The following is a 13,607-nucleotide window of genomic DNA, read 5'->3' as shown; positions in this document are numbered from 1 at the left end:
GTGCTTTCTCAGCCTTTCTTCTGGCGACGGATTTCTTCACGAACGCTGTGACCCAGCGCATCGGCGACGAGGGCGCCCTGTTCGGACACATGGCGCGAGGCCAGGCCCGTGGCAGGCGATGCCGATGCCTTGCGGCCGGCATAGCGGGCGCGCTTGGGCGCCTTGCCGGCCTTGGCCAGCGCTTCCTCGATATAGGGCTCAACGAAGGACCAGGCGCCGTTGTTGCGCGGTTCTTCCTGACACCAGACGACCTCGTCCAGATTGGTCATGCGCTCGATGCGCGTGGCCAGGGCGTCGGTCGCGAACGGATAAATCTGTTCGATACGGACGATCTGGGTGTTGGCGTCGCCGGCGGCGTCGCGGGCGTCCATCAGGTCGTAGAAGACCTTGCCCGAGCAGAGCACCAGGCGCTTGGTGTCCTTGTCGGCCGACCCGTTGGGGTCCGACAGGATGCGCTTGAAGTGCGTTTCGCCCAGGAAGTCCTCGGCCTTGCTGACGGCCCCCTTGTGACGCAGCAGCGACTTGGGCGCCATGATGATGAGCGGCTTGCGGAAAGGCCGCAGCATCTGGCGACGCAGCGCGTGGAAGTAGTTGGCCGGGGTCGTGATGTTCGCGACCTGGATATTGCCTTCGGCGCACAGCTGCAGATAGCGTTCCAGACGCGCCGAGCTATGCTCGGGGCCTTGGCCTTCATAGCCGTGCGGCAACAGGCAGACGAGGCCGTTGGACCGCAGCCACTTGGTTTCCGACGAAGCGATATACTGGTCGAAGATGATCTGCGCACCGTTGGCGAAATCGCCGAACTGCGCTTCCCAGATCACCAGGCTCTTCGGGTCCGCCAGGGCGAAACCATATTCGAAGCCCAGCACGCCATATTCGGACAAAGGCGAGTCCAGCACCTCGAAACGGCCGTGCGGCACGGTCGCAAGCGGGATATACTTCGCTTCGGTGTCCTGGTCGGTCCAGACCGCGTGACGCTGGCTGAAAGTGCCGCGCCCCGAGTCCTGACCCGACAGGCGAACGCCGTAGCCTTCCGACAGGAGCGAGCCAAAGGCCAGCGCCTCACCAGTCGCCCAGTCGAAATTGGCGCCCGACTTGAACATCTCGGCCTTGGCGTCCAGCACGCGCTTCAGCGTCTTGTGGACGTTATGACCTTCGGGAACCGTGGTCAGCGTGCGGCCCAGGCCGTCGAACAGCTTCTGGTTGATCGCCGACTCCACGCTCTGGCGCGCGGTTTCGGCATCGGCCGGCTTGTGCAGGCCCGACCAGCGCCCGGCAAACCAGTCGGCCTTGTTGGCCTTGTAGCTCTTGGCCGCTTCGAACTCGTCTTCCAGATGGGCAACGAACTCGTCGGTCGAACCGGTGACGAACGCATCGTCCACCACGCCTTCCGCCTTCAGGCGCGCGGCATAAATGTCGCTGACCGGCGGATGCTGGCGGATTTCCTTGTACATCAGCGGCTGGGTGAAGCCCGGCTCGTCGCCTTCGTTATGGCCGAAGCGGCGATAGCACCACATGTCGACCACGACATCGCGGTGGAAGGTCTGGCGATATTCCATCGCCAGCTTGGTCGCGAAGGTCACCGCTTCGGGATCGTCACCGTTGACGTGCAGGATCGGCGCCTGAACACCCTTCGCCACGTCCGACGGATAGGGCGAGCCGCGCGAGAATTGCGGGCTGGTGGTGAAGCCGATCTGGTTGTTGATGATGAAGTGGACGCAGCCGCCGGTGTTGTAGCCGCTGACGCCCGAGAAGCCCAGGCATTCCCATACGATGCCCTGGCCAGCAAAGGCCGCGTCGCCGTGGATCAGCACCGGCAGAACCTGCTCATGCTTGGTGAGGTCATCGCGGAAGGTCTGCTGCGCGCGAACCTTGCCCAGCACAACCGGATCGACGGTTTCCAGGTGCGACGGGTTGGGAACCAGCGACATGTGGACCTTGACGCCGTCGAACTCGCGGTCGGTCGAGGTGCCGAGGTGATATTTCACGTCGCCCGAGCCACCCACGTCTTCGGGGTTGGCGGTGCCGCCCGAGAATTCATGGAAGATGACGCGGAAGCCCTTGGCCATGACATTGGCGAGGACGTTCAGGCGGCCGCGGTGGGCCATGCCGAACACGATCTCGCGCACGCCCGAGGCGCCACCATATTTGATGACCGCTTCGAGCGCGGGGATCATGGACTCGCCACCGTCGAGGCCGAAGCGCTTGGTGCCGACATATTTGCGGCCCAGGAACTTCTCATACTGCTCGCCCTGAATGACCTTGGCCAGGATCGCCTTCTTGCCCTCGGGCGTGAAGTGGATTTCCTTGTCCTTGCCTTCCAGGCGCTCCTGCAGGAAGCGGCGCTCTTCGACGTCGGCGATGTGCATGTACTCAAGGCCGACATTGCCGCAATAATTGCGGCGCAGGATCGCGACGATCTCCGCGACGGTCGCATATTGCAGGCCCAGCGTACCGCCCAGGAAGACCTTCTTCGACGCATCGGTCAGGCCATGATATTCCGGGGTAAGGTCCGCCGGCAGGTCACGCTTGGCCAGGCCCAGCGGATCGAGGTTGGCGGCCAGATGACCGCGCACGCGATATGTGCGGATCAGCATCTGCGCGCGGATTGCATCCTCGGCGGCCGATGCGATATCGGCCTCGGAAACAGCGGCACCCTGCGCCTTGGCAGCGGCCTTCACGGCCACCTGCATCTGCGTCGGGTCCATCGCCCCGGTCAGGTCGTCGGTGTCCGCCAACGGCCAGTTGGGGCGCGCCCAGCTCGGCCCCTGTTCGATCTCGAAATCCTGGTTCTCGTAACCCATCGTCTTCCGTCCCATCACAGCCGCGTGCAGTCGCGGAGCGGGAAAGTGCGGCCGGGGTGCAGCCCGGCCGCGTTTCCTATTTATAGTGGCTTTTAGCCCTTGAGCACTTCCAGCAGGGTCTCGCCCAGCAGGCTCGGGCTGGCAGCGACCTTGATGCCGGCTGCTTCCATTGCCGCGATCTTGCTTTCCGCGTCGCCCTTGCCGCCCGACACGATCGCGCCGGCATGGCCCATGCGGCGGCCCGGAGGCGCCGTGCGACCAGCGATGAAGCCGGCCATCGGCTTCTTGCGGCCACGCTTGGCCTCGTCGATCAGGAACTGGGCAGCCTGCTCTTCCGCGTCGCCGCCGATTTCACCGATCATGATGATCGACTCGGTCGCGTCGTCGGCCAGGAACAGTTCCAGCACGTCGATGAAGTTGGTGCCGTTGACCGGGTCACCGCCGATGCCGACAGCCGTGGTCTGGCCCAGGCCCGCATTGGTGGTCTGGAACACGGCTTCATAGGTAAGGGTGCCCGAACGCGACACGACGCCGACCGAACCCTTCGAGAAGATGTTGCCAGGCATGATGCCGATCTTGCATTCGCCGGGGGTCAGCAGGCCGGGGCAGTTCGGGCCGATCAGGCGCGACTTCGAACCCGACAGGGCGCGCTTCACCTTGACCATGTCCAGAACCGGAATGCCTTCGGTGATCGCGACGATCAGCGGGATTTCGGCATCGATCGCTTCCAGGATCGAGTCGGCCGCGAACGGCGGCGGAACATAGATGACCGAAGCGTCGGCGCCGGTCTTCGACTTGGCTTCGGCAACGGTGTCGAACATCGGCAGACCGATGTGGGTCGTGCCGCCCTTGCCGGGGGTCACGCCGCCAACCATCTGCGTGCCATAGGCAAGAGCGGTTTCGGTGTGGAAGGTGCCGGTGGCACCGGTCATACCCTGGGTGATGACCTTGGTGTTCTTGTTCACCAGAATGGACATATGTGTCCCTTTATCCTCTGTGGACGTGGCACTTGGGTCTAAAGCGACCCGTCCCAGGCTGCGCACTTACCTGGAACGGGACGGTGCAAGCTGGCAGGCTCAGGCGAGCGAGGGATCGATACCCTTGCAGGCTTCCAGCAGTTCCTTGACGGCATCGACCGACACCTGGAGATTGGCCTTGGCTTCGTCATCCAGCGCGATCTCGATGATCTGCTCGACGCCATCCTTGCCGATGATGACCGGCACGCCGACATAGAGATTGTCGACGCCATACTGGCCGGTCAGGTTCGCGGCGCAGGGCAGCAGGCGCTTCTTGTCACCCAGATAGGCTTCAGCCATGGCGATCGCGCTGGTGGCGGGCGCATAGAAGGCCGAGCCGGTCTTGAGCAGCGCGACGATCTCGCCGCCGCCCGAACGGGTGCGCTTGACGATGGCGTCGATGCGCTCCTGGGTCGAACGGCCCTGCTTGATGAGGTCGGGGACCGGGATGCCGGCGACGGTCGAATATTCGATCACCGGAACCATCGTGTCGCCATGGCCGCCGAGCACGAAGCTGGTGACGTCCTTGGCCGAGACGTTGAATTCTTCGGCGAGGAAATGGTTGAAGCGCGACGAGTCGAGCACGCCGGCCATGCCGACGACCTTGTTCGCGGGCAGGCCCGAAAATTCGCGCAGCGCCCAGACCATCGCGTCGAGCGGGTTGGTGATGCAGATGACGAAGGCGTCGGGGGCGTTGGCAGCGATGCCCTCGCCCACGGCCTTCATGACCTTGAGGTTGATGCCCAGCAGATCGTCGCGGCTCATGCCCGGCTTGCGGGCGACGCCGGCGGTGACGATGATGACGTCTGCGCCCGCGATGTCGGCATAGTCGTTGGAACCGGTGATCTTCGCGTCAAAGCCCTCGACCGAAGCGCACTGCGACAGGTCGAGCGCCTTGCCCTGGGGCACGCCTTCGACGACGTCGAACAATACAATGTCACCAAGACCCTTCAGGGCCGCGAGATGCGCGAGCGTGCCGCCGATATTGCCAGCGCCGATGAGCGCGATCTTCTTACGGGCCATATGCAATCATCCTCCAAGATGTGAACTCTGGAATTGCCAGTGCGCCTACGCCCATATTGTGGGGGTTTCAACCAAACAAAGCCCCATGCGGCAAATTATCTTTGCAATTCATTCGCAGTTGCATTAGAGGCTTTTTCACACCCTGTCGCTCTGGTCTCCTACCCTGGACCTAGAGCCTTCCCTGCAGCGGTATCCTGCCGGATGCTTCCCATGTGGAAGCATCCGGCCTGTTTTTCCGAAAGAAAGTTGCGCCCTGATGAACGCCGACGCAAGCGGCGATGGGCCGAAAGGCGCGCGCGACGGGCTGCGCCGCGCTTATTTGGGGCCGTGGCCCAGCGCCAGATAATCGTCGGACTGCATTTCCATCAGCCGCGACACGGTCCGCTCGAATTCGAACGCGCCATCCCCTTCGGGATAGAGCCGCATCGGCTCGGCGTCGGCCGAAGCGAGCAATTTGACCTTATATTCGTAGAGCGAGTCGATCAGCGTGACGAAACGCGCCGCCTCGTTGCGCTTCTCCGGCCCCAGCACCGGAATGCCGACGATGATGACCGTATGATATTTGCGCGCGATCGCCAGATAGTCCGGGGCGCCCCGCGCCTCGGCGCAAAGCCGCTTGAAGGAGAAGACGGCGACACCCTTCAGGCTCTTGGGCACATGCATGGTGCGCCCGCCCTGAACGACGATCTCCTCCGAGGGCACCTTGGCCCGATCCTCGACCGAAAAGTCGGTCAGGCGGAAAAAGGCCTCCGACAGCGCCCTGGTTGCCTCCGGCCCATTGGGCACATGCCACAGCTTCGAGTCGCCCAGACGGTCGCGGCGATAATCGACCGGACCATTCAGCGTCATCACGTCCAGCTTCACCTTGATAAGGTCGATGAAGGGCAGGAAGAGCTGACGATTGAGGCCATTCTTGTAGAGTTCGTCCGGCGCGCGGTTGGAGGTGGTGACGATCGTCACCCGCTTTTCCAGCAGGCCGGTGAACAGCCGCGACATGATCGCCGCGTCGGCCATATTGTTGACGACCATCTCGTCGAAGCAGAGCAACCGCGCCTCTTCCGCCAGCGACTCGACCACGGGCGGGATCGGATCACCGGTTTCCGACTTGCGCGCCTCGGCCAGACGCGCATGCACGTCGAGCATGAATTCATGGAAATGGGCGCGCTTCTTGCGCTGGACTTGAACCGTGTCGAAGAACAGGTCCATCAGCATCGACTTGCCGCGCCCGACCCCGCCCCACATGTAGAGGCCCCGCGGCGGCTCGGGCTGCTTGCGCAGCAGCTTCCATAGCGTCGATCCGCGCGCCGGCGTCGCTTCCAGATCATGCTGAAGCTGATCGAGTCGCAAAGCGGCGGCGCGCTGGTCCGGGTCGGGCCGCAATTCACCAGCCGCGACCAGCGCGTCGTAACGGGCGATGACACTGGTCACGGGAGCTTGGGCGCCTTGCGCAGCGTGGCGGTGGACGCCGCGACCGGCTCACCCTCCTGGGTGATCAGCATGCGCAGGAACATCAGCCGTCCGGTTTCGCGCAGCAATTCCACCTCGGCCAGCAGGTCGGGACCGACCTTGCCCGCGCCCAGATATTGCATCGACAGGTCGATGGTCACGCCATTGACCTGCCCCTGATGACCCATTGCCCAGAGCGCGCCGAAATAGGCATGGTCGGCAAAGGCGGCGAGAAAACCGCCATGCAGCGTATCGAGCCGGTTACGGTGGCTGGTACGGGTTTCCAGCGCGACATGCGCCTTCTTCTCGCCCAGCCCGCGCATGTAACCGCGACCGATCGCCTGCAGGAAGGTGTCGGGATGCGGATCGTGCCAGGCGGTCCAGCCCGACCACTTCCCTTCGTCCAGCGGTCGCCCGCCTGCAACGCCGTCGCTCGTCAACTTACAGCTGCCGTTCGACCATCATCTTCTTGGTCTCGGCGATCGCCTTGGCCGGGCTCAGGCCCTTGGGGCAGACATTCGCGCAGTTCATGATGGTGTGGCAGCGATAGAGACGGAAGGGATCTTCCAGCTCGTCGAGGCGATCACCGGTGAACTCGTCGCGGCTGTCGGCCAGCCAGCGATAGGCCTGCAGCAGGATCGCCGGGCCAAGGAACTTGTCGCTGTTCCACCAATAGCTGGGGCAGCTGGTCGAGCAGCAGGCGCACAGGATACACTCATAGAGGCCGTCCAGCTTCTCGCGATCGGCGGGTGACTGCAGACGCTCCTTGCCCGACGGCGGCGGCGACACGGTCTTCAGCCAGGGCTGAATCGAATTATACTGCGCGTAGAAATGGGTGAAGTCCGGCACCAGATCCTTGATGACGTCCATGTGCGGCAGCGGCGTGATCTGGACATTCTTGCCGGCACACTCGTCGATCGCGGTGGTGCAGGCCAGGCCGTTCTTGCCATTCATGTTCATCGAACAGGAACCGCAAATGCCTTCGCGGCACGAACGGCGGAAGGTCAGGGTCGAGTCATACTCGTTCTTGATCTTCAGCAGCGCGTCGAGAACCATCGGGCCGCAATTGTCGAGATCGATCTCGAACGTGTCGTAGCGCGGATTCTCGCCGGAGTCGGGATCGTAGCGATAGACCTTGAAGCTGCGGACATTGGTCGCGCCTTCGGGCGCCTTGTGGGTCACGCCCTTGCCGCTGATCTTGCTGTTCTTGGGCAAAGCAAATTCGGCCATCGCTCGTCGCGCCTCTTCGTCGATGTCTATCAATGGGGGTCCGCATAGCGAAAAATCTGCAAAGGTCCAGCACTGAGACCATGTTTCTGCCCCGGCGTGCCCTTGTTGCAAATCGCTTGCAAATAGAAGCTCTTCCAGCGGGCTTGCGCTTGCTTCCTCCGCCACGCGCGCTAGAGCGGAGCGACTTGGCCTGATCGTCGCAACGATCGCGGCCAGACAGACACTGAACTTAGGTCATGCCCCTGCGGCGGCGATTATCTGTGGGGACCGCCTTCATTGCCGATCGACATCGCCTTTCTTGCCATCGCCGAAGCGCAGCAGGTCTTCCACTGGCTGCCGGCCGCGCTTGAGCTGGGAAAGCGGGCGGATGTGCGCGTCCATGTGCTTTCGCCCTCGCGCCTGATTCTCGATCTGGTTGCCAGCTATGATCCCGAGGGACGGCTCGACCTCATCAAGCTGCGCCGGCCCTCGACCAAGCCCGATTCCCTCTTCCGCCTGCCCTCGCGGCTGGCCACGCTGCTGCTCAACTATCGCGCCATCGCCCGCTTCCCGACACTGGTGACGACGGAGATCACCAGCGCCTGGCTGAAACGGATACCCGGCTTCGTCACCCGCCTGATCCTGATCAAGCATGGCGCAGGCGACCGGGCCGGCGGCTACAAACAGCGCCACGCCGATTTCGACCTGACACTCGTCGCGGGCGAGAAGGATCGCCGCCGCCTGATCGCCTATGGCTTGTGCAGCGAAGCGAACTGCCTGGTCGGCGGCTATGCCAAGTTCGAATTACGCGCCCCGCGCCGACAGCTGTTCGACGACGACAAGCCTGTGCTGCTCTACAATCCTCATTTCGACCCCGCACTTTCCTCCTGGGTCAATCATGGGCCAAAGATCATGGCCGCACTCGAAGCGCTACGGGGCTGGAACGTCATCATCGCGCCGCATGTGAAGCTCGCCCGCCGCATCCCGCCGATCCATAGCGCCAATCCGCATATCCGCATCGACATGGGCAGCCGCCACTCGATCGACATGAGCTACACGACCAGCGCCGACGCCTATCTGGGCGACGTGTCGAGTCAGGTTTACGAGTTTCTGCTCACTGCCCGCCCCTGCATCTTCCTGAACCTCGACCATCATGACTGGCGCGAGGATCAGGCCTTCGCCCATTGGCGGCTGGGCCAGGTGATCGACGGCGCCGACGCACTTCAGGGCGCGCTCGATCGGGCAGCAGACTTGCAACCGGGCTTCGTTGCTGCTCAGGAAGCGGCAATGCAGGATAGTATCGATCTTTCCCCGGTCCCCGCTTCGCAGCGGCAGGCCGCCCTCATCCTCGATTTTGCGCAGAAGGCACAGGCATGATGCAGACGATCAGCACCACCCTCGGCCCGGTTCGCCTGCTCGGCGAGAATGCGACCCCGATCTGGGGCATGTCCAATGCCGAACGCAATCGCCGCATGGCGCAAAGCGCAGCCAAAAATGGCAGCACACTGGCGCCGGGCCATGAACTGGTCTTCAACCTCGCCTATGCCTTCGATCCGCTGCTGCTGCGGCTGGTGCTGGAAACACCCGGCACGATGTTCGCCTGGGCCGGCCAGCCGATCGTCGGCCAGGTGCCGGCGGGCAGCGATCCGATGCAGGCCACCAACGTCGTCTATCTGTCGGATGGGCGCAAGCTCTACAATCGCCAGTTGCGCAAGCTGGAGCAGCCGATGGTGCGCGAACTGGTGCCCCAGACCCGCAAGGCGATCGAGCGGCAGAGCTATTTCGGTGCCTATAAGGGCGTCACCGACCTGTTGACCAAATATCTCTGGCCCGAACTGGCGCTGATCCTGACGCGCATCGCCGCGCAGTTGAAAATGACGCCGAACATGGTGTCGGTGATCGGCGTGACGCTGTGCCTCGTCGCCACCTTCCTGTTCGCCAAGGGGCTGTTCTGGACCGGCTTCCTGTGCGGTTTCATCTTCATGGTGCTCGACACGGTGGACGGCAAGCTGGCCCGCTGCACCATCACCTCGTCCAAATGGGGCAATGTGATCGACCATGGCGTCGACCTGGTCCACCCGCCCTTCTGGTGGTATTTCTGGGGCGTGGGCCTCACCTATTGGGGGCTTGGCCTGTCGGCCGGGACCTTCACCTTCATCATGACCGCCGTGATCGCGGGCTATATACTCCAACGCCTGATCGAAGGGATGTTCCTCAAGGACTTCAAGATGGACATCCATGTGTGGCGTCCGTTCGACAGCCAGTTCCGCCTGATCACCGCGCGCCGCAACCCGAACATGGTGATCCTGTTCGTGGCACTGCTGTCCGGTCGGCCCGACATCGGCCTGATCGCGCTCGCCTGGTGGACCATCATCTCGCTGGTCGTCCATGCCGTGCGCCTGGCCCAGGCCTATATCGTCCACCGCTCCGGCCAGCCGATCGTCAGCTGGATGGACGAGGCCGAGGCAGCGGCATGAATGCCACGATCGAGAAATTCGGCTGGCCCGCGACGCTGGTTGCCGAATTCGACCATTGGGTTGTGCTGCTGCGCCCGGCCCAGCCGACGCTGGGATCGCTGGTGCTGGCGGCAAAGAGCGAGGCGACCGCGTTCGGCGACCTGCCACGCGAGGCGCATGCCGAACTCAAGACCGTCACCGCCGCGATCGAGGCGGCGCTGACCCGCGCGGTCGGCTATGCGAAGATCAACTATCTGATGCTGATGATGGTCGACCCCCATGTCCATTTCCACGTCATTCCCCGTTATGAAGGGGAACGCAGCGCGGCGGGCCTGACCATCGTCGATGCCGGCTGGCCGGGCCAGCCCGACCTTGGCAGCGCGGTCAAGATTGACAGCGAAGCTGACACGGCGCTGCGGGATTGGCTGAAAGGCCATTTCGTGGCCTGATCGATCGAGTCAGGGCCGGAAGGTCAGGCTCAGCACGAAGCGGTTGGATTCCTGGCCGAGATTATATTCGGCCTGCATCGCCCAATGACTGGACAGTTCCAGATTGGCGCCCGCGATCCCGGCCCAGGGATGCCGGCTCGAAAGATCGACCTTGTAGCGCAAGCCGACACTATCGCCGTCCTCGAACAGCGCACCGCTGCGCACCAGTCCCGATACAGTGACATCCATGTCGAAATAATTGGCACCCACATAGGGTGTCAGGATCGTGTCGCCGCCCAGCGAGAAGCGCGGGCCTGCCCGTGCTGCGATGTTGGTCATCTGCATGTCGGACCGATCTTTCTTCGCCACGCTGATCGTCTTGGCCAATGACAGGGCTGCAAACCAGCTGTCGCTGCCATAACCCAATATACTGCCGAAGGTGAAAGAGCTGTTGTCGATATCCGCCTTGAAGGGCAGCTGGGTATGGCCGCAAGGCTTGGCCGGACGACAGAAGGGAAAAGGCACGAAGGCATCCAGGTCGATGTCGACGCCGACATTGACATGCCCCTTCACCTTGCCGATCCCGGCGAACAGGTTGAGGAAGGGGAACAGCCAGACATCCGCCTTGAACTCGCTGTTGCTGCTATGGCTTTCCATTTGGGTCGTGGTGACGAACGGCACCTCCAGCAGCGGCCCGCCTTCGGGCGGATCCTCGCCCTTGGCGATGGCGATGGCAAGATTCCGGCTGCTCATGTTCTGAACGTTGTGGATCAGCATGCCGCTGGCGCCCAGCGCCCGCTGGATATGATAGCCGCGCTCGATCGCCGCGCGGCCGCCGATCGGCAGCAGCGGATATTTCTCGCGCTTGGGCCGCACTTCGGAGGCCGGTTCCGCAACCGTCACGGGAACGGCCGGATCAGCGACGCCATCGACAGCGCGATCATCGGTTGCGACCTGCGTAATGATCGGAACGGGCGGTAATTCCTCGGCCTGCGCACGACCGACCGCGCCAAGCAGTGGTGCCAGCATCGTGACGGACAGCAGCGTCAGTCTTCGCATCGCCATCATCCCCTGTCCCCCCGGCCACAACGCCCCATTCTTCCAGGCCAAGCAGACTATATGCGGGAAAGCCCGTCTCCTGGCTTCTGGGTAATTTCCCCGCTGCGCCTGCCCATTTCCCCCGATGGTAAGGCCCCCGCCTTCCTCTAGGCTGGTCCGATATGACAGGGAGACATGGCGTGCGACACGCGCTGGCCGGGCCAAGCCTGATGATGTGCCTGGGCATGGCCCTCCCCGCCGTTGCGCAGAACACCCCTTCGCGCGAGATCATGGATCAGGCCCAAAGCGTGCAGGCCAGCGAAACGCAGAGCGATGGCGGCGCTGAAACACCCAGCCAGGATGCGGCCCTCCCCGCTGTGCCGCCAAGCACCAAGCCGGACCTGGTGATCGCCCCCATCCCGCTGTCCAATCCGGCAATGGGCACCGGCCTCGCCGGCGCAGCGATACTCTATTACAATCCCAACGGTTCTTCGCGTCCATGGGTCAGCGGCTTTGGCGGCGGCTATACCAGCACCGACAGCTGGGGTGTGGGCGTGTCACATAATATGACGCTGGCGGACGATCGGCTGCGCTTTCAGGGCTGGGCCGGCTATGGCGTCGCCAATCTGCGCTTCTACGGCATCGGCGCCCATGCCGGCACGTCCAACCTGTCGATCAAGCTGCGCGACAAGGCCTTTGCCGCGATGGCCGACACCCAATATCAGATTTTTCACAGGGGCTTTCTGCGCCACCTCTTCTTCGGTGCGCGCCTTTTCTACATGAACATGGACGCGCGCGCCTCGCTGCCGCTACCCAATCATCCCAACCTGACGCCGCCCGCGATCGAGCGCCACAGCCAGATTTCGATGATCGGCCCGTCCTTCACCTTCGACAGCCGCGACAATCCGGTCGATCCGCGCAAGGGCGTCTACACCACCGGCGCGCTCGGCTATGGCGCCGACTGGCTGGGCAGCGACTTCACCCATCACAAGCTGCAAATTGCTGGCAACGGCTATTTCCCGCTGGCGCGCGAGACCGTGCTGGTGGTGCGCAAGACGCTGTGCGAAGCGTCGGACGGCGCGCCCTATTACGACCTGTGCCTCTATGGCCAGAATGGCGACCTGCGCGGTTATGAAACCGGCCGCTATCGCGACCGCGCCAGTTGGGCGCTGCAGGGCGAGGTGCGCCAGCATCTGTTCGGCAAGATCGGCATGGTCGCCTTCGGCGGCGTCGGCGGCATCGCGCGCAGCGGCAAGGACATCTGGAAACATACCAAGCTTCTGCCGGCCGGCGGCTTTGGCCTGCGCTATCTCGCCTCGAAGGACGCCAATGTGAATCTACGGGCCGACATTGCCTGGGGCAAGGACGGCGCCGCCTTCTATTTCGGGATCGGCGAGGCTTTTTAGGCCGTCACGCCCCGTAGCGTCCCTGCGCCACCCATTTTACGGTCAGGGCGTTCGCGGCCTCGACATCCTGCGGGAAGTCGACTTCCTGCCATTCCAACCCTTCGATCGACACCGTGCCGACACGGTTGCCCTTGGCGATGATGTCGATCGCACGCAGATACCAGCGGGCGACGCCTTCGGGCGTGCGCATCATCTGGTCGACCTGGTTGCGGAAGATCGCCGGCCCTTCGCCGACAAACGCCAGCATGCCGATCGATTCGGCATTGGTGTCGGGCGGCAGCAGCCGCTTGCCGATATGGTGCAGGCGGCCGCTCTCGTCCCGGTTCACCTTCATGTCGTCATCGTCATAGTCGCCGTCGGGCTTCACATCGACGGTGACGGTGATCGCGTCCTTCGCGCCCGCGACCAGCTTCGCGACGATCTCGTCCGACACGATGGTGTCGCCGTTGAGGATGATGAAGTCCTGATCCATCTCCTCACGCGCGATCCAGCAACTGCCAAGGTTGTCGGCAACCTGGAAGAAGGGATTGAAGAGGGTGCGGATGCGCGCGCCGGTCTCGCGATAAAGTTGCAGCGCATGATCCTCGACCCGTTCGGTGCGGAAGCCGGTGACGACGACGATGTCGGTCACGCCATTGGCGACCAGCGCGGCGATCTGCCAACTGATGAGGGTACGGCCATTGAAGTCGATCATGCACTTGGGCACGTCGCGGGTCAGTGGCAGCAGGCGCGAACCCTGGCCGGCGGAGAGGATGATGGCTTTCTTGATCGTCATCCCCGC

General features: G+C 63.3%; 12 protein-coding genes. 4 read left to right on the top strand and 8 right to left on the bottom strand.

The genetic code is table 11. The features are described from left to right. Positions 1-8: 8 nt before the first annotated feature. From GGQ90_RS12465 to GGQ90_RS12440, 6 genes are all read right to left on the bottom strand, one after another. Entirely contained in the window at positions 9-2,804 is a 2,796-nt protein-coding gene (locus GGQ90_RS12465; protein WP_188082418.1) for a 2-oxoglutarate dehydrogenase E1 component, read from the bottom strand. Positions 2,805-2,896: 92 nt separating this feature from the next. Continuing rightward, on the bottom strand, positions 2,897-3,781 hold the full coding sequence (gene sucD, locus GGQ90_RS12460) for a succinate--CoA ligase subunit alpha (RefSeq protein WP_188082417.1): 885 nt from the start codon (positions 3,779-3,781) through the stop codon (positions 2,897-2,899). 99 nt (positions 3,782-3,880) lie between these two features. Then, complete coding sequence (mdh, locus tag GGQ90_RS12455; RefSeq protein ID WP_188082416.1) at positions 3,881-4,843, bottom strand: malate dehydrogenase; 963 nt, start codon at positions 4,841-4,843, stop codon at positions 3,881-3,883. Positions 4,844-5,158: 315 nt separating this feature from the next. Further along, on the bottom strand, positions 5,159-6,271 hold the full coding sequence (gene zapE / locus GGQ90_RS12450; protein WP_188082415.1) for a cell division protein ZapE: 1,113 nt from the start codon (positions 6,269-6,271) through the stop codon (positions 5,159-5,161). Further along, complete coding sequence (locus GGQ90_RS12445; protein WP_188082414.1) at positions 6,268-6,729, bottom strand: PaaI family thioesterase; 462 nt, start codon at positions 6,727-6,729, stop codon at positions 6,268-6,270. Before GGQ90_RS12445 ends, zapE begins: the two co-directional genes overlap by 4 nt. Position 6,730: 1 nt before the next feature. Continuing rightward, positions 6,731-7,519, bottom strand: coding sequence for a succinate dehydrogenase iron-sulfur subunit (locus GGQ90_RS12440; RefSeq protein ID WP_188082413.1), 789 nt, complete (start codon positions 7,517-7,519; stop codon positions 6,731-6,733). Positions 7,520-7,795: 276 nt separating this feature from the next. Between GGQ90_RS12440 and GGQ90_RS12435 the strand changes: the two genes are divergently transcribed. The 3 genes from GGQ90_RS12435 to GGQ90_RS12425 are packed head-to-tail and all read left to right on the top strand — an operon-like array spanning position 7,796 to position 10,403. Then, positions 7,796-8,875, top strand: coding sequence for a glycosyl transferase (locus GGQ90_RS12435; RefSeq protein WP_188082412.1), 1,080 nt, complete (start codon positions 7,796-7,798; stop codon positions 8,873-8,875). Further along, positions 8,872-9,975, top strand: a complete 1,104-nt coding sequence (locus GGQ90_RS12430; RefSeq protein ID WP_188082411.1) for a CDP-alcohol phosphatidyltransferase family protein — start codon at positions 8,872-8,874, stop codon at positions 9,973-9,975. Before GGQ90_RS12435 ends, GGQ90_RS12430 begins: the two co-directional genes overlap by 4 nt. Beyond that, positions 9,972-10,403: an HIT family protein gene (locus GGQ90_RS12425; protein WP_188082410.1), complete on the top strand. Its 432-nt coding sequence runs from the start codon at positions 9,972-9,974 to the stop codon at positions 10,401-10,403. The genes GGQ90_RS12430 and GGQ90_RS12425 overlap by 4 nt, the downstream gene beginning before the upstream one ends. Positions 10,404-10,412: 9 nt before the next feature. Here the strand turns inward: GGQ90_RS12425 and GGQ90_RS12420 are convergent, their stop codons facing one another. Further along, a complete protein-coding gene (locus GGQ90_RS12420) occupies positions 10,413-11,441 on the bottom strand; it encodes an outer membrane beta-barrel protein (RefSeq protein ID WP_246428230.1) in 1,029 nt (342 codons plus the stop codon). 179 nt (positions 11,442-11,620) lie between these two features. On the opposite strand from GGQ90_RS12420, the gene GGQ90_RS12415 reads away from it, so the two are divergent. Continuing rightward, the gene (locus tag GGQ90_RS12415) at positions 11,621-12,826 is read left to right on the top strand and encodes a BamA/TamA family outer membrane protein (protein ID WP_343053727.1); all 1,206 of its coding nucleotides are present in this window, start codon (positions 11,621-11,623) and stop codon (positions 12,824-12,826) included. A gap of 4 nt (positions 12,827-12,830) precedes the next feature. Here GGQ90_RS12415 and GGQ90_RS12410 read toward each other — a convergent pair whose 3' ends face one another. Next, a complete protein-coding gene (locus GGQ90_RS12410) occupies positions 12,831-13,601 on the bottom strand; it encodes a phosphocholine cytidylyltransferase family protein (protein WP_188082408.1) in 771 nt (256 codons plus the stop codon). Positions 13,602-13,607 lie beyond the last annotated feature (6 nt).

The sequence above is a fragment of the Sphingobium scionense genome, from assembly GCF_014197035.1.
In the GTDB taxonomy this organism is placed as follows: domain Bacteria; phylum Pseudomonadota; class Alphaproteobacteria; order Sphingomonadales; family Sphingomonadaceae; genus Sphingobium; species Sphingobium scionense.
Note: the sequence above shows the minus strand (reverse complement) of the source record. Positions and strands in the feature narration are given on the sequence as shown.